General features: G+C 72.5%; 20 protein-coding genes. 7 read left to right on the top strand and 13 right to left on the bottom strand.

Annotated elements, in window-relative coordinates; all coding sequences use genetic code 11:
• The first annotated feature begins 236 nt into the window (after positions 1-236).
• Complete coding sequence (locus IG64_RS04210) at positions 237-1,451, top strand: TOMM precursor leader peptide-binding protein (protein WP_037852012.1); 1,215 nt, start codon at positions 237-239, stop codon at positions 1,449-1,451.
• Positions 1,444-2,811 (top strand): ABC1 kinase family protein, encoded by a 1,368-nt coding sequence (locus IG64_RS04215; RefSeq protein WP_037852013.1) that lies wholly within the window; start codon positions 1,444-1,446, stop codon positions 2,809-2,811. Before IG64_RS04210 ends, IG64_RS04215 begins: the two co-directional genes overlap by 8 nt.
• A 13-nt stretch (positions 2,812-2,824) precedes the next feature.
• Here IG64_RS04215 and IG64_RS04220 read toward each other — a convergent pair whose 3' ends face one another.
• From IG64_RS04220 to IG64_RS04240, 5 genes are all read right to left on the bottom strand, one after another.
• Positions 2,825-3,052 (bottom strand): hypothetical protein, encoded by a 228-nt coding sequence (locus tag IG64_RS04220; RefSeq protein ID WP_037852014.1) that lies wholly within the window; start codon positions 3,050-3,052, stop codon positions 2,825-2,827.
• Positions 3,053-3,183: 131 nt separating this feature from the next.
• Entirely contained in the window at positions 3,184-3,510 is a 327-nt protein-coding gene (locus IG64_RS04225) for a hypothetical protein (protein ID WP_037852017.1), read from the bottom strand.
• On the bottom strand, positions 3,507-3,875 hold the full coding sequence (locus IG64_RS04230) for a WhiB family transcriptional regulator (RefSeq protein ID WP_037852019.1): 369 nt from the start codon (positions 3,873-3,875) through the stop codon (positions 3,507-3,509). Before IG64_RS04230 ends, IG64_RS04225 begins: the two co-directional genes overlap by 4 nt.
• A 175-nt stretch (positions 3,876-4,050) precedes the next feature.
• The gene (locus tag IG64_RS04235) at positions 4,051-4,371 is read right to left on the bottom strand and encodes a hypothetical protein (RefSeq protein ID WP_037852020.1); all 321 of its coding nucleotides are present in this window, start codon (positions 4,369-4,371) and stop codon (positions 4,051-4,053) included.
• Positions 4,372-4,536: 165 nt separating this feature from the next.
• Positions 4,537-6,861: an ATP-dependent DNA helicase UvrD2 gene (locus tag IG64_RS04240; RefSeq protein ID WP_037852023.1), complete on the bottom strand. Its 2,325-nt coding sequence runs from the start codon at positions 6,859-6,861 to the stop codon at positions 4,537-4,539.
• An 87-nt stretch (positions 6,862-6,948) separates the two neighbouring features.
• Between IG64_RS04240 and IG64_RS04245 the strand changes: the two genes are divergently transcribed.
• Positions 6,949-7,191 (top strand): mycoredoxin, encoded by a 243-nt coding sequence (locus tag IG64_RS04245; protein ID WP_037852025.1) that lies wholly within the window; start codon positions 6,949-6,951, stop codon positions 7,189-7,191.
• 191 nt (positions 7,192-7,382) lie between these two features.
• Here the strand turns inward: IG64_RS04245 and nudC are convergent, their stop codons facing one another.
• From nudC to IG64_RS04270, 5 genes are all read right to left on the bottom strand, one after another.
• Positions 7,383-8,327, bottom strand: a complete 945-nt coding sequence (nudC, locus tag IG64_RS04250) for an NAD(+) diphosphatase (RefSeq protein ID WP_037852028.1) — start codon at positions 8,325-8,327, stop codon at positions 7,383-7,385.
• 152 nt (positions 8,328-8,479) lie between these two features.
• Entirely contained in the window at positions 8,480-9,883 is a 1,404-nt protein-coding gene (locus IG64_RS04255; RefSeq protein WP_037852031.1) for a dipeptidase, read from the bottom strand.
• Positions 9,884-9,893: 10 nt separating this feature from the next.
• Positions 9,894-13,559 carry a UvrD-helicase domain-containing protein gene (locus tag IG64_RS04260; RefSeq protein ID WP_037852236.1) on the bottom strand — a complete coding sequence of 1,222 codons (3,666 nt, stop codon included), beginning with the start codon at positions 13,557-13,559 and terminating at the stop codon, positions 9,894-9,896.
• A 140-nt stretch (positions 13,560-13,699) separates the two neighbouring features.
• The gene (locus IG64_RS04265; protein ID WP_078883775.1) at positions 13,700-17,170 is read right to left on the bottom strand and encodes an ATP-dependent helicase; all 3,471 of its coding nucleotides are present in this window, start codon (positions 17,168-17,170) and stop codon (positions 13,700-13,702) included.
• 323 nt (positions 17,171-17,493) lie between these two features.
• Positions 17,494-17,886 (bottom strand): MGMT family protein, encoded by a 393-nt coding sequence (locus tag IG64_RS04270; protein WP_037852037.1) that lies wholly within the window; start codon positions 17,884-17,886, stop codon positions 17,494-17,496.
• Between the two features lie 185 nt (positions 17,887-18,071).
• Here IG64_RS04270 and IG64_RS04275 point away from each other — a divergent pair, with 185 nt between their 5' ends.
• From IG64_RS04275 to IG64_RS04285, 4 genes are all read left to right on the top strand, one after another.
• Positions 18,072-21,074 carry a lysylphosphatidylglycerol synthetase family protein gene (locus IG64_RS04275; RefSeq protein WP_037852040.1) on the top strand — a complete coding sequence of 1,001 codons (3,003 nt, stop codon included), beginning with the start codon at positions 18,072-18,074 and terminating at the stop codon, positions 21,072-21,074.
• Between the two features lie 109 nt (positions 21,075-21,183).
• Positions 21,184-22,734 (top strand): alpha/beta hydrolase, encoded by a 1,551-nt coding sequence (locus IG64_RS04280; protein ID WP_037852042.1) that lies wholly within the window; start codon positions 21,184-21,186, stop codon positions 22,732-22,734.
• A gap of 138 nt (positions 22,735-22,872) precedes the next feature.
• Positions 22,873-23,010 (top strand): alpha/beta hydrolase, encoded by a 138-nt coding sequence (locus IG64_RS43205; RefSeq protein ID WP_107474151.1) that lies wholly within the window; start codon positions 22,873-22,875, stop codon positions 23,008-23,010.
• 251 nt (positions 23,011-23,261) lie between these two features.
• Complete coding sequence (locus tag IG64_RS04285; RefSeq protein ID WP_037852044.1) at positions 23,262-23,555, top strand: hypothetical protein; 294 nt, start codon at positions 23,262-23,264, stop codon at positions 23,553-23,555.
• Between the two features lie 163 nt (positions 23,556-23,718).
• On the opposite strand, the gene IG64_RS41025 is transcribed toward IG64_RS04285, so the two are convergent.
• The 3 genes from IG64_RS41025 to IG64_RS37430 form a co-directional block, all read right to left on the bottom strand.
• Entirely contained in the window at positions 23,719-24,228 is a 510-nt protein-coding gene (locus IG64_RS41025) for a hypothetical protein (protein ID WP_158771479.1), read from the bottom strand.
• A gap of 451 nt (positions 24,229-24,679) precedes the next feature.
• A complete protein-coding gene (locus tag IG64_RS04290) occupies positions 24,680-25,165 on the bottom strand; it encodes a hypothetical protein (protein ID WP_158771481.1) in 486 nt (161 codons plus the stop codon).
• A 272-nt stretch (positions 25,166-25,437) separates the two neighbouring features.
• Positions 25,438-25,875 carry a hypothetical protein gene (locus IG64_RS37430; protein WP_051812351.1) on the bottom strand — a complete coding sequence of 146 codons (438 nt, stop codon included), beginning with the start codon at positions 25,873-25,875 and terminating at the stop codon, positions 25,438-25,440.
• Positions 25,876-26,025 lie beyond the last annotated feature (150 nt).

The following is a 26,025-nucleotide window of genomic DNA, read 5'->3' on the forward strand; positions in this document are numbered from 1 at the left end:
GGACAACTTTCGGCACCGTCCGGCGGGAGCGGGCATGCTGGCACTCGTCGGCGGAGCGATGACCGGCTCCCCCGGCAGGCCGTACCCCTCTCTTCCAGCTCTCTCCTTCCTCTTCCTCCAGCTCTCTCCTTCTCGTCGCCGTCCGCCCTCTCATTCCCCTCCTCTCCTCTCCTCTTCCTGCTGTCGCATCCGTTTCTCTTCCTGCTGTCTCATCCATCCGGCTACGGGGGCCGCTCATGCATCCGATGGTGAAACCCGCGCTGCGGCGCGGCTGGCGCGATCTCAACACCGTGCAGTTCGGGATGACACCCGCGCACGCCCTGACCTTGGGCCCCGTCGACACCGCGACGGGAAGCTTCCTCGACCTGCTCAACGGCACACGCGGCCTGCCCCTGCTGCGGGAACAGGGCCACCGCATGGATCTGCCCGAGGGGCATGTCGACCTGCTCGTGGAGCGGCTGGCCCGCGCCGGTCTTCTGGACGACGCGCGCGGCGGCGGCGCGGCGGCCGGTGAGCTGCGGGCGAGAAAAGAGGTCATGGACCGGCTGGGGCCCGACCTCGCCGCCCTGTCCGTCCTGACCCGTGAACCGGGTGAGGCGATCGACCGGCTGGCCGCCCGGCGCGGTATGCGGGTGCAGGTGCGCGGCGCGGGCCGGGTGGGGGCGGTGCTGGCCGCCCTGCTGTCCGGTGCGGGTGTCGGCGTGGTCGAGGTGATGGACGGCGGGTGCGTGGAACCGTGGGACGTCGCCCCCGGAGGGCTGCCCGCCGACGCCGTGGGTGAGCGCAGGGACGCCGCGGCGCGGCGGGCCGTGCGCCGGGCCGCCCCGGGCCGTCCGGTGCGCCACGGCCCGGGGACGCCGTCCGGGACGGAGGAGACCGGTCATTCGCTGGTCGTCCTCGCCCCGCGCGACGACGTCTCGGTGTACGCGCCCGATCCGGTCTCGGCGGCTCCCCTGATCGCGTCGGGCACCCCTCATCTGTACGCAGGGGTGGTGGAGGCCACCGGTGTCGTGGGGCCGCTGGTCCTGCCCGGGCTGACGAGCTGCGCGGAGTGTCTGCACCGAGGGCGCACGGACCGGGACGAGACGTGGCCGCGTCTGGTGGCCCAGTGGCGGTCCGGCAGGCAGCCCCGGGTACGCCCCTGCGACCTGGCCCTCGCCACGACCGTCGCGGGACTGGCGGCGGCCCACGCGCTGGCCTTCCTGGACGGGGACTCGCCCTCCAGCGCCGGCGCCCGCTGGGAAGTCTCGGCGCCCGCGCTGAACTGGCACGGGCGCCCGGTGTGGCCGCATCCGGACTGCGCCTGCGGGGCGGTGCGCGATTCCGTGGCGGAAGACACCTCAAAGGAGGCCGGTCCACGCGCGACAATGGCTGGGCAACGGCCGTCGTCCACGCCCCGCCCGCAGGCGGAAGCGACACGGCTTGCTGGGACTTGGAGGACGCATGTCTGATCTTCCCCGGAAGGCGGTCACCCGGACCGCCAAGCTCGCCGCGCTCCCGCTCGGCTTCGCCGGGAGAGCGACCTGGGGCCTCGGCAAACGGATCGTCGGCGAGTCCGCGGAGATCGTCGGCCGGGAGCTGCAGCAGCGCACGGCCGATCAGCTCTTCAAGGTGCTCGGCGAGCTGAAGGGCGGCGCGATGAAGTTCGGGCAGGCCCTGTCCGTCTTCGAGTCGGCGCTGCCCGAGGAGGTCGCCGGCCCCTACCGGGCGGCCCTGACCAAGCTCCAGGAAGCAGCGCCGCCCATGCCGACGCGCACCGTGCACGCCGTGCTGGAGGAGCGGCTCGGGACGGACTGGCGTGCGCTGTTCGAGGAGTTCGAGGACAAACCGGCCGCGGCGGCCTCCATCGGCCAGGTGCACCGGGCGGTGTGGCACGACGGCCGTGAGGTGGCGGTCAAGGTCCAGTACCCCGGTGCCGGTGAGGCCCTGCTGTCCGACCTGGTGCAGTTGAGCAGGTTCGCCCGCCTGCTGGGGCCGCTGATCCCCGGCATGGACATCAAGCCCCTCATCGCGGAGCTGAAGGACCGGGTCTCCGAGGAACTGGACTACGGCCTGGAGGCGGAGGCGCAGCAGGCGCACGCGGAGGAGTTCGCGGACGACCCGGACGTCCTGGTCCCGGCGGTGGTCCACCAGTGCGAGCAGGTCCTGGTCACCGAGTGGATCGACGGCGTCCCGCTGGCGGAGGTGATCGCGGACGGCACCCAGGAGCAGCGCGACCGCGCCGGGCAGCTCCTCGCCCGGTTCCTGTTCTCGGGCCCCGCCCGCACCGGCCTGCTCCACGCCGACCCGCACCCGGGCAACTTCCGCCTGCTCCCCGGCGGCCCCGGAGGTGAGGACGACTGGCGTCTGGGTGTCCTGGACTTCGGCACCGTCGACCGGCTGCCCGGCGGCCTTCCGGAACCGATCGGCGCGTCACTGCGGATGACGCTGGACGGCGAGGCCGACGCGGTCTACGAGATGCTGTGTGCGGAGGGCTTCGTCAAGGAGTCGATCGAGCTGGACCCGGACGCCGTGCTCGACTACCTGCTGCCGATCATCGAACCGGCCCAGGCGGAGGAGTTCACGTTCACCCGGGGCTGGATGCGCAGCCAGGCGGCCCGCATCGCCGATCCCCGCTCGCCCGCCTACCAGCTGGGCAAGCGGCTCAATCTGCCCCCGGCGTACCTGCTGATCCACCGTGTGACGCTGAGCACCATCGGCGTGCTGTGCCAGCTGGGCGCCACGGTACGGCTGAGGGACGAGCTGGAGGAGTGGCTGCCGGGCTTCGTCACCGGGGCGGAGGAGGAGGAAGAGGCCGTCGTCGAGGCGTGAGCCGCACGGGGGATCACCACCAGGCGGAGTCGAGCCGTCCCTCGATCGACCGAAGGTGTTCACGGGAGCAGGCGTCGCAGAAGTAGCGGCGGACTCCGTGCTCGACGGAACAGGTCCAGGTGGGGGGCGGTTCCGGCGCCGAGGTGCCGCAGCGGGCGCAGCTCACGGGCGGCCGCCGCGTGTCGCCGCCGGCGCCGTGGGTGCCGGGCTTGCCGTCGGGGTCTGCGCAGGGACGCGTCACGCGGTGACGATACCTCCGCGCCGGGGGCGGCGGGCGTGACGCACCGCGGGGCCGGTCCGTGCGAACGGACCGGCCCCGCGAACGCAGAGGCGCCTTCCCGGCCGGGAGGCCACCGCTGAGCGGTGTGGCGGTTACTGCATGACCGCCATGGCGAGCGCGCGGCGGGCGCGCCGCGAGGCGCGCTCGGCGCGGCGCTGCATCCGGCGGGCGGTCACCAGGCGCACGGCCTGGCGTTCGCGCTCCACCTCGTGCAGCCGCTCCTGCATATGCGCACGAGCCATGGCTTCTGGGATGAGTTGCATCTCTCGGGTCCTGTTCTGTCGCGAGTCGTTCGCGCCGGTGGTGGTGACGTCTTCGGTGGCGGAGCCTGCGGGCTCGCTGGGGGCGGACGGCTTCATCGGGGCCTGCTTCTGGGGGTCATGCGTGAGGGGGCGATCGATGGTTCCTGCGATGTTCATGCCGCAACCGGGTTCTTGCGCGGGCGGCCACGCGGCCGCTTCCGGGCGACGACAACGCCCTGGACGAACAGTTCGCCGCCCCAGACGCCCCAGGGCTCGCGCCGCTCCTTGGCTCCGGCGAGGCAGGCCTCGATCAGCGGGCAGGTGCGGCACAGGGACTTGGCGTACTCCACGTCCGCCGGCGACTCGGCGAAGAAGACCTCCGGGTCGTAGGAACGGCAGGGGACGGGCACGCCGAGGTTCTCGATGGCGTCGTCGAGCGCGGTGAGCGCGGTGAGCGGGATCAAGGCGGGGTCCTCCGTGAGACCGGGCTTGGGGATCGTGTCGGAAGGCGGTACGGACGGGGCGTGCGCTTCGAGTTGCACGGGTGGTCTTCCTCGTCTGGTCGGTCCGGCCGGGTCGGCCGGGTGTCGGCTGGGTACCGGGTTCTTTTCTTGTCCCGAGGCCCCTTCGGTCCGTCGTCCCCGTTCGGGGAAAACAGAAGGGCCGCGGATCCCGGGTGGGGTTCCGCGGCCCTGAAGGCGCCGGCCTGATCGACGATCAGGCTGGATCACTCCAGGGTTCTGGCCCACGGAAGGCCCACATCAGGTGGTGCTGCGTCGTCTGCTTCCGGATACCGGCACCGGCCGCCGCAAAGGCATAGGCATGCGCCTGTGCCACTACTGCTTCCAGTGCCTCGGTCGGTCGCTCATTGCGCTCGCGGACAGGAAGACCCGCGATGGACAGGGAGGACGCGGAGCGCACGGCGCGAACACCGGACACACCGGTGCCCTGGTCCGAGACGCCGAGCATGCACAGGGAAGCGACCGAGCGATCGGTCATTTTGGCGGTGCTGAAGACGCTGCTCTTGATGCTGATCACTGGGCTCGCCTCCTCTCGGCGTCTGGGGGACTGGGGTGAGCCAGTCCGTACGGATATGCAAGTACAACACGGAGTCAGGGCCTCAAGGAAGACCGCTGTTCCCGTGACCAAGAACCTATGGGGATTCCCCGGGCATGCGCAAACTATTTTTCCGACGAGTTCGCATCAGTCGTCGGTCACTTCGCCCGTACGCTCCTGACCTGTGCAGATGGCGAGAACATCGGCTCCGTGACGGCGCAGCTTACGTGTCCCCACACCGGGGATGCGCGCCAGCTCGCGGGCGTCGTCGGGCGCGGCCTCGGCGATCGCCATCAGGGTTCTGTCGGTGAAGACGCAGAAGGCGGGCTGCCCGCTGAGCCGCGCCTGCTCCTCCCGCCACTCGCGCAGCCGCTCGTACAGGCCCTCGTCCATGTCGGAGGGGCAGTCGTCGCAGCGCATCAGCTTCATCTCGCCGGCGTCGGTGAGGGTGCGGCCGCAGACCCGGCACCGGGCCGGAACCCGCTGCATCCGCCGGGGAGCGGCCTGCGGCCCCCGGGCCGCCGCTCCCGCGGCCGCCGCGGTCCCGCGTTCGATCCCTCCGGCCGCGCCCCGGCCGCCCTGGCCGGACGCGGCGGCCGAGCCGGGGCGCAGTCCGTCGAGGAAGCGGCTGGGGCGGCGGCTGGGCCGGCCGCCCGGCGTGCGGGTCAGGGACCAGGACAGGTGCAGCCGCTCGCGGGCGCGGGTGACGCCGACGTAGAGCAGGCGGCGCTCCTCCTCGATCTGTTCGTCCGTCCTGGCGTAGGTGATCGGGATCATGCCCTCGCCGACGCCGACGAGGAAGACGACGTCCCACTCCAGGCCCTTGGCCGAGTGCAGGGAGGCCAGGGTGACTCCCTGGACGGTGGGGGCGTGCTGGGCGTTCGCCCGTTCGTCGAGTTCGGCCACGAGGTCGGCGAGGGTGGCGCCCGTCCGGGCGGTGGCGAAGTCCCGCGCGAGGTTCACCAGCGCGGCCAGCGACTCCCACCGCTCCCTGACGGCACCCGAGCCGGCCGGGGGCTGGGCACTCCAGCCCTCGCCCGACAGCACGGCACGCACCTGGGAGGGCAGGTCGACGGCCTCGTCGAGGAGGGAGTCGTTGCCTCCGAAGCGGGCGGCGGCCCGCAGGGCGACGCTCGCCCTGCGGACCTCGGGCCGGTCGAAGAAGCGCTCGGCGCCGCGCAGCTGGTAGGGCACCCCGGCGTCCGCCAGGGCCTGCTCGTAGATCTCGGACTGGGCGTTCGTCCGGAACAGGACCGCGATCTCGCTCGCCGGGACCCCGGAGGCGATGAGGTCGTGGATGCGGCGGGCCGCGCCCTCGGCCTCGGCGGGCTCGTCCGCGTACTCGGTGTAGTCCGGCTCCGGGCCCGCGGGGCGCTGCGAGACCAGTTCCAGCCGGTGGTCGGCGGCGCGGCCGCGTGCCTGGGCGAGCAGCCCGTTGGCGAGACGGACGACCTGGGGAGTGGAGCGGTAGTCGCGGACCAGTTTGACGACGGTGGCTTGCGGGTGCCGGACGCGGAAGTCGAGGAGGTGGTCGGGGGTTGCTCCTGTGAACGAATAAATGGTCTGGCTGGCGTCGCCGACGACGCAGACGCTGTCCCGCTCCCCCAGCCACAGTTCCAGCAGGCGCTGCTGCAGGGGGCTGACGTCCTGGTACTCGTCCACCACGAAGTGCTGGTACTGGGCGCGGACCTGTTCGGCGACGTCGCGACGGTCCTGGAGGATGGCGACGGTCAGCAGCAGGACGTCCTCGAAGTCGATGACCGAGCGGTCCCGCTTGAGGTCCTCGTAGAGCGAATACAGCTGGGCGACCTCGGCCGGGTCACGGGGGGTTTCGCGACCGGCCTTCGCTGCTGCGAGGGCGTAGTCGGCCGGGACGGTCTGGGTGACCTTGGCCCACTCGATCTCCGCGGTGACGTCCCGCAGCTCGCCGCGGTCCAGCCGGATGCGGCAGGCCGCGGCCGCGTCCGCCACGAGCTGGATCTTGCGTTCCACGAGCCGGGGCATGCTGCCACCGACCGCTTTCGGCCAGAAGTACTGGAGCTGACGCAGGGCGGCGGAGTGGAAGGTGCGGGCCTGGACGCCCTGGGCACCGAGCTGGCGCAGCCGGCCGCGCATCTCGCCCGCGGCGCGGTTGGTGAACGTGACGGCGAGCACGCTGGAGGGCTGGAGGATCCCGGCGCGCACGCCGTAGGCGATCCGGTGGGTGATCGCACGGGTCTTTCCCGTCCCCGCTCCCGCCAGCACGCACACCGGGCCGTGCAGCGCGGTGGCGACCTCGCGCTGCTCGGGGTCGAGCCCTTCGAGCACCGCGTCGGCAGAGTCCGGTACCTGCGGGAAGAGGGTGGAGTGCGTTGCTGCTGTCACACAGCCATGCTGCCAGGTCGCGGGAGACGGGTGAGCTGGTTGTCCACAGGCGACCCCTCGCGGTCGTACTAATGCGACGGGACTCACCCGCCTCCCCCGGGCGCCCATACCCCCGGTGGGAATGCCGGGGGCGGTGACGTACGTTCATCGACTGCGACCACTACGTCCCCGACCCGCTGAAGGAGCGCGAGAGACATGCCGGGCACTGTGACGATGTACAGCACCACGTGGTGCGGCTACTGCCGCCGGCTCAAGAGCCAGATGGACCGCGAAGGCATCGCGTACAACGAGATCAACATCGAGCAGGACCCGGAGTCGGCGGCCTTCGTCGAGAAGGCGAACGGCGGCAACCAGACGGTGCCGACCGTGCTGTTCGAGGACGGGTCGACGCTGACGAACCCGTCGCTGGCGCAGGTCAAGCAGAAGATCGGCGTCTGAGTCCGGCCCCTGCCCCCGTGCGGGAACCGTGCTCGGCACGCGCGGAAGGCGGCCCCCGTGATCACCGGATCACTCGGGGGCCGCCTTCTTGCGCCTGCGGGGCCGCGGCCGTGGGGCTCGGCGTTCTCTCCTGCCGGAGTGCCGCGCTCAGCGCGGGCCCGGCGCAGCCGGGACCTGGGCCTGGGTCCGGCTCAGACGAAGGTCCTCGTCGGCAGCGGCTTGCCGTACCAGAGTTCGATGAGCCGGGCCGCGATGGAGATGCCGTAGGGCGGCAGGACGTCGCCGGACTCGAACGCCGCGTGCAGCTCCTCGCGGGAGAACCAGCGGGCCTCGTGGATCTCGTCGCCGTCGACGTCGATGTCGGTGGAGGTGGCGTGCGCCATGAAGCCGAGCATGAGGCTGGAGGGGAACGGCCAGGGCTGGCTGGCGACGTACTCCACCTCGCCGACGGCGATGCCGACCTCCTCGTGGACCTCGCGGCGCACCGACTGCTCGATGGACTCCCCCGGCTCGACGAAACCGGCGAGCGTGGAGAAGCGGCCCTCCGGCCAGTGCACCTGGCGGCCCAGGAGGATGCGGTCCTCGTCGTCGGTGACCGCCATGATCACCGCGGGGTCGGTGCGCGGGTAGTGCTCGGCGCCGCAGGCCGGGCAGCGGCGGATGTGGCCGGCCGCGGCGATCACGGTGCGCTCTCCGCAGCGGGAGCAGAAGCGGTGCAGCCGCTGCCAGTTCTCCAGGGCCACCGCGTGCACCATCAGACCTGCGTCGCGGGGCGAGAGCAGGAGGCCGGCCTCGCGCAGTCCCGCCGGGCGCGCGGACTGGTCCATCCGGCCGGGCAGCGTGTCCTTCTGCAGCGCGAAGTAGCTGACGCCCTCGTCGTCGGTGCCGAGGAAGTAGCGGTGTGCCTCGGTGAGGGGGGCTTCGAAGGACGGGGTCATGACGAGTTCGGTGCGGCCGTCGGGTGTCTCGTCGATGAGTGCCTGGCCGCCGGAGACCACGAAGCAGCGGGTGGTGGGGTGGCTCCATGCCGCGGCGAGCCAGGCCTCGTCGAGCCGGTGGTGGGCGGCCCGGTCGATGCCGCTGGGCGCGGTGAGCGAGACGGGGCGGTCTGCGGTGTGGTCGGTCCAGGTGGTCACGGGTGCTTCCAACTCCCCCGGTGCAACGGTTGATTCGGCGGCGGTTCAGCGGGACGTAGGGCAGGAGGGGGCCGGGTGCGGCGGGACGTCAGGGGCGCGGGGCGGCCCCTCCAGTGTGCCCCGCGTGCGGCGGCGTCCCGGGCGGCGGTGGGTCAGGGTGCATCGCGCCAGTGCCCGGCGAGATCGCCCCACAGGTACGCGCTGGTCTCGACGCCCTTGAGCAGCAGGTCCAGCTCGACCTTCTCGTTCGGAGCGTGCCAGCCGTCGGAGGGGACGGAGATGCCCAGGAAGAGCACGGGAGCGCCCAGCACCTCCTGGAGGTCGGCGGCCGGCCCGGAGCCGCCCTCACGGGTGAAGCGGACGGGGGTCTGGAAGGCCCTGCTCATGGCACGGACCACGGACTGCAGCGCCGGGTGGTCCAGCGGGGTCAGGCACGGACGGGTGGCCGCGCCGAACACCGTCTCGTGCCGGATCCCGTCGGGCACCTGTTCGTCGATCCAGGCGCGGACGGCCTTCTCGACGTGGTCGGGGTCCTGGCCCGCGACCAGACGGAACGACAGCTTCACCATGGCCGTGGACGGGATGATCGTCTTGCTGCCGGGGCCCTGGTAACCGCCTCCGATGCCGTTGACCTCGGCGGTGGGGCGGGCCCAGATGCGCTCCAGGGTGGTGTGCCCGGCCTCTCCCCGGGTGGCGTACGACTTGGCGGTGCGCAGCCACTGCGCCTCGTCGAAGGGCAGTTCGGCGAAGAGGGCGCGTTCGCGGTCGGTCAGCTCCACGACGCCGTCGTAGAAGCCGGGGACGGCCACGCGCGCGTGTTCGTCGTGCAGCGCGGCGACGAGGCGGGCGGCGGCGGTCGCCGGGTTGGGCACGGCACCGCCGAAGGAGCCGGAGTGGATGTCCTGGTCCGGGCCGTACAGCCGGATCTCGCACTCGGCGAGTCCGCGCATGCCGGTGCACACCGTGGGCGTGTCCTCCGACCACATGCCCGTGTCGGAGACGATCACCGCGTCGGCGGCGAGCCGGTCGGCACGGCTTTCGACCAGCGCGCGGAAGTGCGGGGAGCCGGACTCCTCCTCGCCCTCGATCAGCAGCTTGAGGTGGACGGCCGGGGTGGTGCGCCCGGTGGCGGCCAGGTGGGCGCGGACACCGAGTGTGTGGAAGAACACCTGTCCCTTGTCGTCGGCCGCCCCGCGCGCGTGGAGCCGGTTGTCCCGGACGACCGGCTCGAAGGGCTCGGTGTCCCAGCCGTCCTCGCGGGCGGCGGGCTGCACGTCGTGGTGGCCGTAGACCAGGACGGTCGGGGCGTCGGGGTCGTCCGAGGGCCACTCGGCGTAGACGGCCGGGGCGCCCGGGGTCTGCCAGACCTCGGCGGTGGGGAAACCGGTCTCCTCGAGCTTGGCGGCGAGCCAGTCGGCGCTGCGCCGTACGTCGGGCGCGTGGTCGGGCTGGGCCGACACGGAAGGGATGCGCAGCCACTCGGCGAGGTCGTCGAGGAAGGCCGCGCGGTGCTGCTCGATGTACGTGCGGACGGCGCTGTCCGGGGTCTGGCTCATGCTCCCGAGCCTATCGGCCCGCGGTGGCATCCGGTTCGGGCGGTTCGTCACACCGCGGAGCGGGCCGCGGCGGGGGCGGGGGTCCCTCCTGCGCGCCGGGCCGGGGTTCGCCCAGCAGCAGCCGTTCCAGCGCGGCCCGGTCCGGCAGCGGGTCCGGGCGTACGACCTCTCCGGTGCGTACGTACACGAACGCTGCCGCGACCCGCTCCAGGGGCAGCCCGTGCCGTTCGGCCCAGGCCAGCCGGTACACGGCGAGCTGGAGCGGGTCCGCCGTGCGGGAGCGGTGCGTCTTCCAGTCGACGATCTCGTACGTCACGTCCCGGCCGTCGCCCTCCTTGTAGACGGCGTCGATCCGGCCGCGGACGACGCGGCCGGCGATCTCCAGCTGGAAGGGCGCCTCGACGCGGTGGGGGGTGCGGCGGGCGTACGGGGTGCGTTCGAAGGCTGCCTTGAGGGCTTCGAGGTCCTGCTCGTCGAGGATCTCGGCGTCGGAGCCGGGCAGCTCCTCGGGCTCCAGCAGGGGCAGGGTGAGCGCTTCGAAGCGGGTCTCGACCCAGGCGTGGAAACGGGTGCCGCGGCGTGCGGCCGGTTGCGGGGGGAGCGGCATGGGACGCGCGAGTTCCCGTGCGAAGCCGTCCGGATCGGCCGCCAGCCGCATCAGCTGGGACGCGGTCAGGGTCGTCGGCAGGGGGACGTCGACGACACTCCGCCGGGCACGGCGAAGCTCTCCGGTGAGCGCGTCGAGGTCGCGGTCCCAGGAGGCGACGGTGCGGGCCTCCTCCGGAGTGAGGTGCACGGGTCCGGGCTCCGGGGCGCGTTGCGGTCCGTGCTCCAGGGCGGGTTCCGCTTCGTGTGCCGGGGCGCGTTCCCGTCCGTGTTCCGGGAGGGCTTCCGGGTCGTGTTCCGCAGCGGGTGCCTGGCGGGCTCCGGGGGTACGCCCCTCGCCGGAGGCCGCCTGGTGCGGGATCGCGGGGGCGGGGCGGTCCGTGCTCCAGGAGTCCCAGTCACCGGGATCGTCCTCGGCGGGGACGCCGTCGTCGAAGGGCGGTGCGTCGTCGAAGGGCGGTGCGTCGTCGAAGGGCGGTGCGTCGTCCTCCGGGGGCGGGGGCCAGTCCGGGTCGTCGTGGGAGTCCGGCGCGTGCGCGGCCGGCCGGAGGCCGTGGGCGTCCGCGCGGGCGGCGAGGCCGTCGAGGTGGGCCAGGACCGTCGCGGCGGCGGCGCGGCGGCGGGCCAGGGCCGTCTCGTCCAGCGGCAGGGGCCAGACCTGGTCGGCCTCGGCCCGGTGCAGGACCGGGTTCTCCTCGTCCTCCCCGGGTTGCTCCGCCCAGACCTCGGTCTCGCCGTACCCGGCCGCGCAGTGGTCGTGCAGCGCCAGCAGGAAGTCGGAGGGGCCGCGAGGCTTCTTCTGGCTCGGTCCCCACCAGTGGCCGGAGCCGAGCAGCAGGGAGCGCGGGCGGGTGAAGGTCACGTAGCCGAGGCGCAGTTCCTCGGTGTGCTGGTGGTCCTTCATGGCCTCGTGGAAGGCCTTCATGCCGCGTGCGTCCCAGCTGCCGACGTCGGGCAGGGTGTCGGCGTCGCCGCGCAGGGCGTGCGGGAGGACCTTGCCCTGGCTGGTCCACTTCTCCCGGCCCTGCCCGCTCGGGAAGGCGCCGGTGACCAGTCCGGGGACGGCGACGACGTCCCACTCCAGGCCCTTGGAGCGGTGCGCGGTGAGCACCTTGACCGTGTTCTCGCCGCCGGGCAGTGCGTTGTCGAGGCCCTTCTCGTACTGGGCGGCGGTGCGCAGGAAGGCCAGGAAGGCCAGCAGGGACGCCTCGCTCTCGTGGGCGGCGAAGGAGGCGGCGACGTCCAGGAAGTTCGACAGGGTCTCGCGGCGGCGGGCTGCCAGGGCGTGCGGGGACGCCGACAGTTCCACCTCCAGGCCGGTGACGGCCAGCACCCGGTGCAGGACGTCCATCAGCGGGTCGGACAGGGAGCGGCGCAGGTCGCGCAGCTCGGCGGCGAGCCGCGCGAAGCGCACGCGCGCGTCCGGCGAGAACGGCAGCCCGTCGTCGCCCCGGCCGTCCAGGGGCGTCTCCAGGAACGTGTCGAGGGCGTCGGCCAGGGAGACCACCTCGGCCGGGTCGACACCTTCGACCGCCTCGGCGAGCCGCCGGTCCGGGTCGTCGTCGCCGTCCGCGCGCGCGTGGGCGACGAGCAGCCGCGCCCGGCGTCCGAGGAGTGCCAGGTCGCGGGGGCCGATCCGCCACCGCGGGCCGGTCAGCAGGCGCACCAGGGAGGCGTTGGCCCCCGGGTCCTGCAGGACCTCGCACACGGCGACGAGGTCGGCGACCTCGGGCAGGTGGAGCAGCCCGGACAGGCCGACCACCTCGACCGGGACGTCACGGGCGACCAGGGCACCCTGGATCTCGGCGAAGTCGGTCGCCGTACGGCACAGGACCGCGATCTCACCGGGTGCCTTGCCGGTCCGCACCAGGTGGGCGATCGAGCCGGCGAGCCACTCGATCTCCTCGGCGTGGGTGCGCAGCAGCGCGCAGCGCACCAGTCCGTCGCGTTCGGCGCCGGGGGCCGGGCGGAGGGCTTCCACGCCCGCGTGCATGGCCCGCAGGGGCTCGGCGAGGCCGTTGGCGAGGTCGAGGAGCCGACCGCCGCTGCGCCGGTTCTCGCTGAGGGCCTGCCGGGTGGCGGGACGGCCGTCGGCGTGCGGGAAGTGCTCGGGGAAGTCGTCGAGGTTGGCGACGGAGGCCCCTCGCCAGCCGTAGATCGCCTGGCAGGGGTCGCCGACGGCGGTGACGGGGTGGCCCGTGCCGTCGCCGAACAGGCCCGCCAGCAGGAGGCGCTGGGCGACCGAGGTGTCCTGGTACTCGTCCAGGAGGACCACCCGGAACTCGTCGCGCAGCACCCGGCCGACCTCCGGGAGGCGGGCGAGCCGCGCGGCGAGGGCGATCTGGTCGCCGAAGTCCAGCAGGTCGCGCTCGCGTTTGGCGGCCCGGTAGCGCAGCACCAGCTCCGCCAGGTCCCGGCGGGCGGCTGCCGTCTCGGGGATCTTGCGCAGGTCGGCGTTGGTGAGCTTGGCGCCCTGGAGGGTGTCCAGCAGTCCGGCGTCCCACGCGCGCAGGTCCTCGGGCCGCACCAGGTGTTCGGCCAGCTCGGCGTCGAGGGCGAGGAGGTCGCTGACCAGGTCCGGGAAGGAACGGGTCAGTGCCGGGTACGGGCCGGGGGCCTCGCGCAGGACGCGTGCGGCGAGCTGGTAGCGGGTGGCGTCGGCGAGCAGGCGGGTGGTGGGCTCCAGGCCGATGCGCAGGCCGTGGTCGGTCAGGAGACGGCCGGCGAAGGCGTGGTAGGTGGAGATCACCGGCTCGCCGGGCGGATGGTCCGGGTCGATGGCGTCGGGGTCGGTGACGCCGGCCCGGACCAGCGCCGTACGGACCCGCTCGGCCAGTTCACCGGCTGCCTTGTTGGTGAAGGTCAGGCCGAGGACCTGCTCGGGGGCGACCTGTCCGGTGCCCACCAGCCAGACCACGCGGGCCGCCATCACGGTCGTCTTCCCCGACCCGGCTCCGGCCACGATCACCTGCGGGGCGGGCGGCGCAGTGATGCAGGCCGTCTGCTCCGGGGTGAAGGGGATCCCGAGCAGTTCCTTGAGCTGTTCGGGATCGCTGATACGGGCGGGCACGTCGAAGAGGCTAGCGGCGGGCACTGACAACCGGTGCCCGGTTCACCTGCCGGAACCGGAGAAGCGCAGGTCAGCCCGGCTGGTGCCGTACGTCACGTGGGCCACCGTGCTCGCTCGCCACCAGGGCGGGCCGGTCCGGGTCACTCGACGACCTGGCGGCCTTCCGGCCGTGCGCTGCAGGAGGCGCGGAACGCGCAGTGGGTGCAGTGCTGCCCCGCGGTCGGGGTGAACCGCTCGTCGAGGACCTTCCCGGCGGCGGTGGCCAGCAGGTCACCGACCCACTCCCCCTCCAGCGGCTCCTGGGCCTGCACCTTCGGCAGCGTCTCCCCGCCGTCCCGCTTGGCCGCGCCCTGCCGCAGCTGGACCAGTTCGGCGCCGCCCGGCTCGGGTCGGTTGCCGTCGAAGGCGTCGTCGACGGCACCCTCGCGGACGGCGAGCTGGTAGACGGCGAGCTGGGGGTGGCGGGCCACCTCGGCGCCGGTGGGTGCCTGTCTGCCGGTCTTGAAGTCGACGACGTAGGCACGGCCCTCGCCGTCGGTCTCCACCCGGTCCATGGAGCCGCGGATGCGCACCTGGTGGCCGCCCGCGCTCAACGTCACGTCGAAATCGTGCTCGCTGGCCACCGGTGTCCGGCCGGCGCGGTCCAGGACGTGCCATTTCAGAAAGCGTTCGAGCGCAACGCGCGCGTTCTCCCGCTCCTGCTGCGACTTCCAGGGCGCGTCGAAGGCCAGGGCGTTCCAGACGGTCTCCAGACGCTCCATGAGGACGGCGAGGTCGGCGGGCGTCCGGCCGGAGGCGACCTCGTCGGCGAGGACGTGCACCACGTTGCCGAAGCCCTGGGCGACGCTCGCCGGGGCGTCCGCCTTCACCTCGCGGCCCAGGAACCACTGCAGGGCGCAGGTGTGGGCGAGCTGGTCGAGGGCGCTGCCGGAGAGCACGACCGGCTGGTCGCGGTCGCGCAGCGGAACCTTGCTCTCGGTCGGTTCGGCCATGCCCCACCACCGGTAGGGGTGCGCCGAGGGGACGAGCGGGCGGCCCTCCTCGTCGGCGAGGGCGGCGAGCCGGGCCAGGCGGCGGGCGGCGGCCTCGCGCAGGGCGTCGGACACGCGCGGGTCCACGGTCGTGGCGCGCAGCTCGGCGACCAGGGCCGCGACGGACAGCGGGCGGCGGGGGCGGCCGGTGACGTCCTTGGGTTCGACGCCGAGTTCGGTCAGGAAGCGTGAGGGCTGGTCGCCGTCGTCCGCGGGCGCCTTCACCGCGGTCACGACCAGGCGTTCACGCGCGCGCGTGGCGGCCACGTAGAAGAGCCGGCGCTCCTCGGCCAGCAGGGCGCCGGGGGTGAGCGGCTCGGCGAGGCCGTCGCGCCCGATGCGGTCCGCCTCCAGCAGGGAGCCGCGGCGCCGCAGGTCCGGCCACAGCCCTTCCTGGACGCCCGCGACGACGACGAGGCGCCACTGGAGGCCCTTGGAGCGGTGCGCCGTCATCAGGCGCACCGCGTCCGGGCGGACGGCACGCCGTGTGAGGGTGTCTGCTGCGATGTCCTGGGCTTCGACCTCCTCCAGGAAGTTCAGCGCGCCCCGGCCGCCGGTGCGCTCCTCGGCGCGCGCGGCGGTCGCGAACAGCGCGCACACGGCGTCCAGGTCCCGGTCGGCGTTGCGGCCGGCGGCGCCGCCGCGCCGGGCGGCACGCTCCAGGCGCGCGGGCCAGGGAGTGCCCTCCCACAGGTCCCACAGCGCCTCCTCGGCGCTACCGCCGCCCGCCAGGCGCTCCCTGGCCTTCCTGAGCAGCGCGCCGAGACGCTGGGCACCGCGCGCGTACGCGGGGTCGTGGGTCACCAGGCGTTCGGGTTCGGCCAGTGCCCGTGCGAGCAGGTCGTTCGAGGACGGGGGCAGGGGGTTGCCCGCGGCGCGCTCCTCCTCGCGCAGCGCCCGGCCGAGGCGGCGCAGGTCGGCGGTGTCCATACCGGCGAGGGGTGAGGCGAGGAGGGCCAGGGCGGTTTCGGTGTCCAGCCAGCAGGGTGCGCCCTGCGCGGCGGTCTCGGCGGCGGCCGTCCGCGGGGCCTCCCGCGCCTCGGTGCGGTCGGGCCGCGCGGCAGCCACCGGGGCGGCGGCCTGCCCGTCGTCGGCGGGCGGCTCGGCGGGCTGTCCGGCGCCCTGTTCTACGGACTGTTCGGCGGGCGCCGAGGTCGCGGCGGGCGCCGTCACGGCGCGCGGGGCCGCTTCGGCCGTCGCCACCGCGCGCAGTGCGGTCAGCAGCGGCGTGACCGCCGGTTCGTGGCGCAGCGGCAGGTCGTCGCCGTCGACGTCCAGCGGCACACCGGCGGCCGTCAACGCGCGGCGCAGGGTCGGTATGGTGCGGGCGCCCGCGCGTACCAGCACGGCCATCTCGCCCCAGGGGACGCCGTCCTCCAGGTGGGCACGGCGCAGGATGTCGGCGATGTTGTCCACCTCGGTGCCCGCCGTCGGGTACGTGTGGACCTCGACGCGCCCGCCGTCCGTCACCGGGATCAGCTCCCGGTGGGCGCGGACCTTGTCGGCCGGGAGCCGGGTGAGGGGCATGCGCCGGGTGAGCAGGCGGGTGGCGGCCAGCAGCGCGCCGCCGGAGCGGCGGGAGGTGCGCAGTACGGCGACGGGGGCGGGGCGGCCGTCCGCGCGGGGGAAGGTCTGCGGGAAGTCGAGGATGCCGTTGACGTCCGCGCCCCGGAACGCGTAGATCGACTGGTCGGGGTCGCCGAAGGCGAGCAGGGTCCTGCCGCCTCCCGCCATCGCGCGCAGCAGCCGCACCTGCGCCGCATCGGTGTCCTGGTACTCGTCCACGCAGACGACGTCGTACTGCGCGGCGAGCCGCTCGGCGACATCGGGGCGGCCGGCGAGGAGCACCGCGCGGTGCACGAGTTCGGCGTAGTCGAGGACGCCCTGGAGGTCGAGGACGTCGAGGTACTCGGCGAGGAAGGCGGCGGCGGCCTGCCAGTCGGGGCGGCCGATGCGGCGCGCGAACGCCGCGAGCGCGTCGGGGCCCAGGCCCAGTTCCCGGCTGCGGGCGAGGACGGCGCGGACCTCGTCGGCGAAGCCGCGGGTGGTCAGGCAGGCGCGCAGTTCGTCGGGCCAGCGCACATGGGCCAGACCCAGTCGTTCCAGGTCGACCTGGCCGGCCAGGAGGTCGCGGACGGTCACGTCCTGCTCGGGTCCGGACAGCAGCCGCAGCGGCTCCACGAACAGACCGGTGTCCTGGTGGGCGCGGACGAGGGCGTAGCAGAAGGAGTGGAAGGTGGTCGCCCGGGGCGCACGGGCCGCTCCGACCCGCTGTGCCATGCGGTCGCGCAGTTCCGTGGCGGCCTTGCGGCTGAAGGTCAGCACCAGGATCCGCTCGGGGTCCTGCCCCCGGGCGATCCGTGCGGCGACGGACTCGACCAGGGTCGTGGTCTTGCCGGTGCCCGGACCCGCGAGGACGAGCAGCGGACCGGCCCGGTGGTCAACCACGGCACGCTGGGCGGCGTCCAGTCGAGGGGGATCAGGCCGGGCCGGCGGGGTACGCACCAGTCGGTAAGCGCCACGGTCCCCCTGCCGCACCTCGGGGTGCGACAGGTGCCTGGTGGAGGAAGAGGAGCTCACGTGGTTCGCCGGTCCTGGTGGGTGTGCTGGGTTGGGTCGCGGCCGACGCGGAGCGCCGTGGCCGCGGGGGAGGTCCTGCGGCCGCGGCGGGCGGTGGCCTCGGGGTGAGGGGGGCACGCTCGGCCGACGCTACGCCCGCGCCCCTGCCGGAAGCAGGACTTCCCCCGCTTCCCGCGGGCCGGGCCGGCCTCGCGGCCGCCCACGGCGGGCGCCGCCGTCGCGTGTGTCCCTCGATGCACGAACGTACGGCATTGCGCGGGCGTGCCGGGATTCGCTCGTACGGGTCCCGGGCTCCCCATCGGCGGGCCGGATGGCGGAAGCTGTCAGGTGTGACCCTGCGCACGTTCGCCGCCGTCGCCGTCCCAGCGGGCCCGCCGCATGTCGAGCCGGGGCAGGTGGCCCTCGGCCGTCCTGCCCGCCTGGCGCAGCGGCGTGCCCTCGGAGCGGTAGTGGGCGAGCGCTCTCAGTTCGTGCCCAGGCAGCAGGACGCCGTCCGCGCGGACGACCCGCCACCAGGGGACCGCGCCGCCGTAGAGCGCCATGACGCGGCCCACCTGGCGGGGCCCTCCCTCCTCCAGCCACTCCGCGACGTCCCCGTATGTCATGACCCGGCCCGCGGGGATCCCCTCGGCGACCTCCAGGACCCGCTCGGCGTACTCGGGCAGCGTCCCGGGCGGGCCGGGGCTGCCGTCGTCCGCAAGACTCACTTCGCTCATCCCACCCATCCTGCCCGACGCCACCGACAGTGCGGCCGGCCCGTCACCCGACGTGAGCCTCGCTCCAGGGCGGCGGTTCCGGCAGACTGTCGGACCCGCATATGCACCCTGATGCCCCCGTGTGTCGGTGGGGCATGCCACCATCATGCGGGCGGTGACCGGTGATACGAGACCAAGAAGAGACCATGAAGCAGCAGGGTGTGCACCCCGACGACGCGGAGGGCACCTCTGGGGTCTCGTCGCGCCCGGACACCGGTGACGCGGACCGCGCGAAGGAATCGGGCCGCGGCAAGGACACGAGCCGCGACGACGGCCCGCACGGCGACGACGCGGGCAGCTCGGGCGGCGCGGGCCGTCCGGCTCCACAGGGCCCCGGCGAGGAGCCCGCCGCGGCGGAGAAGCAGCCCGCCGCCGGCACGGGCGGGCGTCCCGCCGGCGACTCGGGCGGGCGTCCCGGCGGGGAGAGCGACCGGCGTTCCGGCGGGGAGACGGACGAGCCGCCCGCCGTGAACGAGCCGCCCGCCGGGGGCGCGGACAAGGAGCCCGGCGCGAGTGCCGACGTGGCGCACATCGACGAGGTGGAGGGCGACGAACCGCTGCTCCCCGCGCGCGTGCACCGTCCCTCGGACCTGATGCGGCTGCTGGTGGGCGTGCTCGCCGTGGTCGTCCTGCTCGCCGTCGCCGCGTTCGCGCACGGCACGACCTCCGGCCTCGAACAGGACATCAACAAGGGCACGGGCCAGGCCCCCGACTTCCTCATCAAGATCGCCGGACTGGTGTCCAGCATCGCGATCCTGCTGGTGCCGGTGGCCTTCGCGATCGAACGGCTGATCAAACGCGACGGGCTGCGGATCGCCGACGGCGTCCTCGCGGCGGTCCTCGCACACGGGGTGACCCTCGCCACCGACCTGTGGGTGGCCAAGGCGGCACCGGGCTCCATCCAGGACGCCCTCACCCAGCCCTCCCCCGGCAACCTGCACGCGCTGACCGACCCGGTGCACGGCTACCTCGCCCCGGTCATCGCGTACATGACGGCCGTCGGCATGTCCCGCAGACCTCGCTGGCGTTCGGTGCTGTGGATCGTTCTGCTGCTCGACGCGTTCTCCATGCTGGTCACCGGCTACACGACACCGTTCTCGATCATCCTGACGGTCCTGATCGGCTGGTCCATCGCCTACGGCACCCTGTACGCGGTCGGCTCACCGAACGTCCGTCCCACCGGCCGGACCCTGATGGCGGGACTGCAGACCGTCGGCTTCCGCCCGGTGAGCGCGGTCCGCCAGGAGGCGGCCGAGACGACCGCCGACAACGGGGACCGCGGCCGGCGCTACTTCGTCACCCTGGAGGACGGCCCGCCGCTGGACGTCACGGTCGTCGACCGCGAACAGCAGGCGCAGGGCTTCTTCTACCGGCTGTGGCGCAACATCACGCTGCGCGGGTTCGCCACCCGCAGCAGCCTGCAGTCGTTGCGGCAGGCCCTGGAGCAGGAGGCCCTGCTCGCCTACGCGGCCATCGCCGCCGGTGCCAACGCGCCCAAGCTGATCGCGACCTCCGAGCTGGGCCCCGACGCCGTGATGCTCGTCTACGAGCACACCGGCGGGCGCACGCTCGACTCGCTGGCGGACGCGGAGATCACCGACGAACTGCTGCGCCACGCCTGGCACCAGGTGCGGGCGCTGCAGTCCCGGCGCATCGCGCACCGCAGGCTGGCGGGTGACGCGATCGTGGTGGATCGTTCCGGCAAGGTGATCCTGACCGACCTGCGCGGCGGCGAGATCGCCGCGGGCGACCTGCTGCTGCGCATGGACGTCGCCCAGCTGGTCACGACACTCGGCCTGCGCGTGGGCGCCGAGCGCGCGGTCGCCTCGGCGGTCGACGTCCTGGGGCCGGACGCGGTCGCCGACTGTCTGCCCATGCTCCAGCCGATCGCCCTGACCCGCTCCACCCGCGCCACCCTGCGAAGACTGGCGCGGGAGCGGGCGCAGCGGGAGCGCGACGCCGTCCTGGAGGCGTCCCGGCAGGCCAAGCAGACACGCCTGGATCACGCCTCCCAGGGCGCCGGGACGCCGACCGGTGTCGTCCTGGAGAAGACGGACCGCAAGCAGGACAAGAAGGCCGAGCGGGCCGAGGCGCGCGCGGAGAAACGGGCCATCGACGAGGCCCTGGAGGAGGCCCGCGAAGAGGACCTGCTCACGCAGATCCGCCACCAGGTGCTGCGGATCAGGCCCCAGGCACCGGTCGAACCGGTCCGGCTGGAACGCGTACGGCCGCGGACGCTGATCAGCTTCATCGCCGGTGCCATCGGCGCGTACTACCTGCTGACGCAGCTCACGCACATCGAGTTCAACACGCTGTTCGCCCACGCCCAGTGGGGCTGGCTGGCCGCGGCGGTGCTTTTCTCGGCGCTCAGCTACGTCGCGGCGGCGATGGCGCTGCTGGGGTTCGTGCCGGAGCGGGTGCCGTTCGTGCGGACGGTGGCCGCCCAGGTCGCCGGGTCGTTCGTGAAGATCGTGGCACCGGCGGCGGTCGGCGGCGTCGCCCTCAACACGCGCTTCCTGCAGCGGGCCGGCGTGCGCCCTGGGCTCGCGGTGGCGAGCGTCGGAGCGTCCCAGCTGTTCGGGCTCGGCTGCCACATCCTGATGCTGCTGTCCTTCGGCTATCTGACGGGCACGGAGAAGACCCCGTCGCTGTCGCCGTCCCGGACGGTCATCGCCGGACTGCTGACGGTCGCGGTGCTCGTCCTGGTGGTCACCTCGGTGCCGTTCCTGCGCAAGTTCGTGGTCACCCGCGTGCGGTCGCTGTTCGCGGGAGTGGTGCCGCGCATGCTGGACGTGCTCCAGCGGCCGCAGAAGCTCGTCACCGGCATCGGCGGCATGCTGCTGCTGACCGCCTGCTTCGTGATGTGCCTGGACGCCTCCATCCGGGCGTTCGGCGACGAGTCGACCTCGCTGAGCATCGCGAGCGTGGCCGTGGTCTTCCTCGCCGGCAACGCGCTCGGCTCCGCCGCCCCGACCCCGGGCGGGGTGGGCGCGGTCGAGGCCACGCTGACCGTCGGTCTGATCGCCGTGGGGCTGCCCAAGGAGGTGGCGGCACCCGCGGTGCTGATGTTCCGGCTGCTGACGCTGTGGCTGCCGGTGCTGCCGGGGTGGCTGGCCTTCAACCATCTGACGCGCAAGGGCTCCTTGTAGGAGGGCCCCGGGCACCTGGCCTCCGCTCCTCCTGGCCGCGCGGACCTCGGATACCCCCGGACGGCCCGCGTCCCGCGCGGGAGGGCGTACGCGGCGTGAGGATGGAGTCATGCAGAACCCGCGCGGACTGCGCGCAGCCGCCCTGACCGCAACCGCCGTGCTGCTGTCCGCCCTGGTGGCGGGCTGCGGCGGCGACGGTTCCCAGGACGCCCACGGGAACCTGGCGGCCCAGAAGCTGGACTGGAGTGACTGCCCGGCCCCGTCCGCGGCCGAGGGCGGCGGTGCGGCCCCCACCCCGCTGCCCGACGGCGCCACCTGGCAGTGCGCCACCATGAAGGCGCCGCTGGACTGGAACAGGCCCAAGGGCGACACGATCGGCATCGCACTGATCCGGGCCAGGGCCGACGGGCCCGGCCGGCGCATCGGTTCGCTGATCTTCAACTTCGGCGGTCCGGGCGGCTCCGGCGTGAGCACGCTGCCCTCCTTCGCACAGGACTACGCCAAGCTCCGCACCCGTTACGACCTGGTCAGCTTCGATCCGCGCGGGGTGGGGCGCAGCGCGGGCGTGCGGTGCGAGAGCGACGCTCAGCTCGACCAGTACTTCCAGCAGGACGCGACGCCCGACGACGCCGCCGAGCGGGCGGCCTACCTGAAGAACACCGAGCAGTTCAACGCGGACTGCGAGAAGAACTCCGCGAGGATCCTGCCGCATGTGCGCACGACCGACGCGGCCCGGGACATGGACCTCATGCGGCAGGTCCTCGGCGACTCGCGGCTCCACTACTTCGGCATCTCCTACGGGACGGAACTGGGCGGCGTCTACGCCCATCTCTTCCCCGGCCACGTGGGCCGCGCCGTGCTCGACGCGGTCGTCGATCCCACGCAGACCCCCGAGCAGAGTTCGCTCGGACAGGCCAGGGGTTTCCAGCTGGCCATGGACAACTTCGCGCACGACTGCGTCTCGAAGAGTTCCCCGTGTCCCCTCGGCAGCACGGCCCAGGACGTCGAGAACCGCGTCGCCGCGCTCCTCAAGAAGCTCGACGGCGCGCCGCTCCCCGGTATCTTCCCGCGGCAGCTGACCCAGACGGCCGCGACCAACGGCATCGCCCAGGCCCTGTACTCCAAGGAACTGTGGGAGCCGCTCACCGAGGGGCTGGAGCAGGCCTACGCCGGTGACGGCCGGATCCTCATGCTGCTGTCCGACGCGATGAACGGCCGCAGCCAGAACGGCGAGTACAGCAACCTCACCGCGGCGAACGTGGCCATCAACTGCGCCGACGAGAAGCAGCGCTACGACCCGGCGTACGTGCAACGGAAGCTGCCGCAGTTCCGGGCCGCCTCCCCGCTGTTCGGGGACTTCCTGGCCTGGGGCATGCTCAGTTGCAGGCACTGGGCGGTGCCGGGTGCGGCGGACCGCCCCGACGTGAGCGCGCACGGCTCGGCGCCGATCCTCGTCGTGGGCAACACCGGCGACCCGGCCACACCGTACGAGGGTGCGAAGAAGATGGTGGACGCGCTGGGCCAGGGTGTCGCGGTGGAACTGACCTACAAGGGCCAGGGGCACGGCGCCTACAACAGCGGGAACGAATGCGTGCAGAACGCGGTGAACGGCTACCTGCTCGGCGGGAAGGTACCGGCGGCGGGCACGGTGTGCTCGTAGCCGCCCGCCGCCGCACCGGGCACCGCACCTGGCGCCGATCCCCGTCCGACCCATAAACCGCAGGTCAGCGGGTTATCCACAGGCGCCCACGGGTGGGGCGGGATCTGCCTACCATGACGTGACCGCTTCCCGTGGCCGATCCCGGGAGCACATGCGGGGGCGTATCGGGGGGATGCGACATGGCGCGACGGCAGTGGCAGCGACTGCGTGGACTCGGCGGTGAACGCGTACCCGCTGGACGGCTCGGTGCCGAGGGACGGCACGGTCTGCTCCTGACGGGAGGCCCGGCGCGCGGCCCGGTCACCGACGGCGTGCTCACCGGCCGCGCCGGCCGGGGCGAGGCGACCGCCGGGAAGGAAACGGCCGGCGGGAAGCCGAGCAGACGCGGCCCGTGGAGTCCAGGTCGTTCCTACAGTGGCGCGCTCCACCTGGACGCCAGGAACCACGCCCGCTCCACGGTGTGCGGGCCGACGGCGGACGGGATGGGAGCTGGGGAGAGTGGTGGGCTGAGGAGGGATGATGCCGCCATGGCAGATGAATCGAGGCGTCCCCTCAGCGAGCTTCGCCATGGCGAGACCGTCCGAGCAACGATCACCAGTCACCAACCCTGGGGCCTCACGGCGGAACTCAACGACTACGAACCCGTTGGCGCCTCACTGGACCTGATCCGCCGCAAGAGCGAACCTGGAGTGAAGCGACTCGCCCTGGAGCTGCCGCCTGTGGGTACGACTGTTGACCTCGTCGTCGGGGAAGTGCGCGCGTGGGACCACAAGCCCTGGATATGGGTGGATCTCACGGCACCCGAGTACGGCGAAGACTGACCGTGCCCTCGGCGTGCCTGATAGAGCGGCGACCGACGGGGGCACAGCGGGAACCACGGCGCACATCCCAGGAACGCACGCAGGTCCGCATACGCTCTTCCGAATTGGTGCTCCAGGATACCGAGCGCGGCAGCGCCTTCCTGGGACGAGTCGACCGAGCGCCTCAGCCGGCTGTTTTTGACGTTGATGGCTGCCGGGTCAAGGTACAGAAGTCGTAGTCATCCGGGTCTCCCACGTACACCCAGAGCTTGGGAGACTTGGAAGTTCCTCCAGTTTTGTACTCCGCGGACATCTCCGATCCGGAGAACCGGATCGTCACTTCAGTTTTGGGCACGGACTCGTTGGGGGGTGTCCAGGTCATCGTTTCCCACGTCCCGCTTCCCGTTTTCGACCGGACCGCATAGGGCCCGGGGCCGTCGCCCGGCCAGTCTGTGAAGTCGCCACAGATCTTCTCGGCGGCAAAGGCACCGCCCGCAGCGAAAGTGATGCTGCCGCCTGCTTCGTCCCGCCAGGTGCCGACGAGGTGGTCGTCGGTGATGACTTGAGGTGTGCCCGGCGGCTGCGGGGGGTCGTGGATTGCGGCGGCGAGGCTGTAGCAACCAGAGAGCAGGGCACACAACACTCCGCTCGCCAATGAGGTACCGAGAACTCCGCCAAGCCGAGCGATCCCCATCCCGATTCCCCCCGGTCCCCTCGCTGTGTGCTTGCGCCACCTTGGCACGTAAATTGAACGTGTTCAAGATAATCCGTTAACCCTGTACATGACATTCGGACCTCCCGGCCGCCCAAGTCCAGCCCGCGTCGGCGGGCAACGACAGGAGCCCACGGCGTCTGAGCTGGTCAGGCCCGTGGGCTTTGTCAGGCTCGCGATGTCGCGCCTGACGGCAGCCCTGACGACGACGGATGGCAGCGGCACCGAGCGACCCGGCACAGAAGCGGCAGGGTGCTGCCGGGCCGCCCACCAATGCCTGCCCGCATCTTCTAAGCCCTTGCACGGCGACCGGCAGTGACAGACGATCCGCAGCCCCCACCAGCAAAAGACCAGGTCATAAGCCTCCGACCCCACTGGTTCCCACTACGGGGTGGCGGCCAGGCAAGATGGGGTGTTTCTTGTCGCGGCCCAGTCAGTCCTCGCCCACCTGCAACAGGACTACGGTGAAGCCCTCGCCAGTGCCGGCCACTACTCCGTCGAAGGTGTGACGGGTAACCGGGCTCCATCCACGCACCCCAGGCGACAGGCCGTCGATGTTCGTGTGCCATACGGACCGATGGCCCAGCAGGTGGGCAACGCGTTCCGCCGTTCGATGAGCGTGAGCCCGGTCGCGGCGTGGCGAACCTGGGAAGACGAGGTCCTCGGCCGCCAGATAGGCCATCAGTTTCACAGCTTGCTCACGGCCTGCCAGCGAGATTGCCCGATCGATCTCTGACACTGTGTCAGGGCCAGTTGCTCCCGGCACGGCGTACTGCTTCCAGGTCCGTTCCGCCTCCAGGGCCACTTCGCGGACCAGCTCAGGGACAGATCCGTCGGACACGGTGAACGCGCGGCCGAAGACCCCGTCTTCGCGTGACAGAGACTTGATCAGTCTGCGCAGTTCGGTCGCCAGATCCATGAGGACCATGCTCTCAGTGCGGTTGGGAGCTGCTTCCTACAGCAAGTGCCAGCCAAGGCGTCCGTGCCACAGCCGTGCCCGATCGGGCGGGGAGCCACAGGGACACCGGGCAGTCACGGTAGCCGGGCACGAGGACGGCCCCCGACCGAACATCAAGTCCGTTCTTGCTGCTTGCGCCGCGGAGACCGGTGGGATCCGAACCCACGGTGACATCGCCGCCACGACGGTTTTCAAGATTGATCGCGGCTTGTTGAAAATGGCTCGGCGGTCGTTCAGTGCCCGTAGACGTGACCGCGCACCAACGGGTCCCGTTCCAGGATGAAGTCGGAGACCTGCCAGAACTCCGGCAGCCGTGGATGTCGCAGGGCGGCTTCCCGATCGAGCTTGCGGCCGAAGAGGGGTCCATCGGGATGTGCGAGACCTGCCGTCACCAGGGTGGACGCCGGCTCATTCTGACCAGTGACAGGGCCCACTCGGCAGGCGAACGAGACGTGATCGCCCCACTGGTCGGACCCGGTGCCCCACGTCCCGAAGATCACGTCTATCCACGCGTCGTGATCCCGGTCCCTGTGGTGGTAGCAGTTCGCGAAGTACACCGCGTACGGCGCGCCGTCCGTGTAGATGAAGTTCCAGGCACGTTCGACGGGTGCGTTGCAGCAGTCGCACTGGAACTCGCGGGTCTGCCGGTCAGGGCCGAAGGTCAGTGACATGACGCACATGATGCGGTACAGGTTCTACCTCGGGAGACCGTGGGTCGGCTGGGCTTCACCGGGCCGTACGAGGTCGACCGACGCCAGCCAGCAACGACAGGAAGCCCACGGCATCTGAGCTGGTCAGAGCCGTGGGCTTCCTCCGCCTCG

This window comes from Streptomyces sp. NRRL S-340 (assembly GCF_000720185.1).
GTDB lineage: Bacteria > Actinomycetota > Actinomycetes > Streptomycetales > Streptomycetaceae > Streptomyces.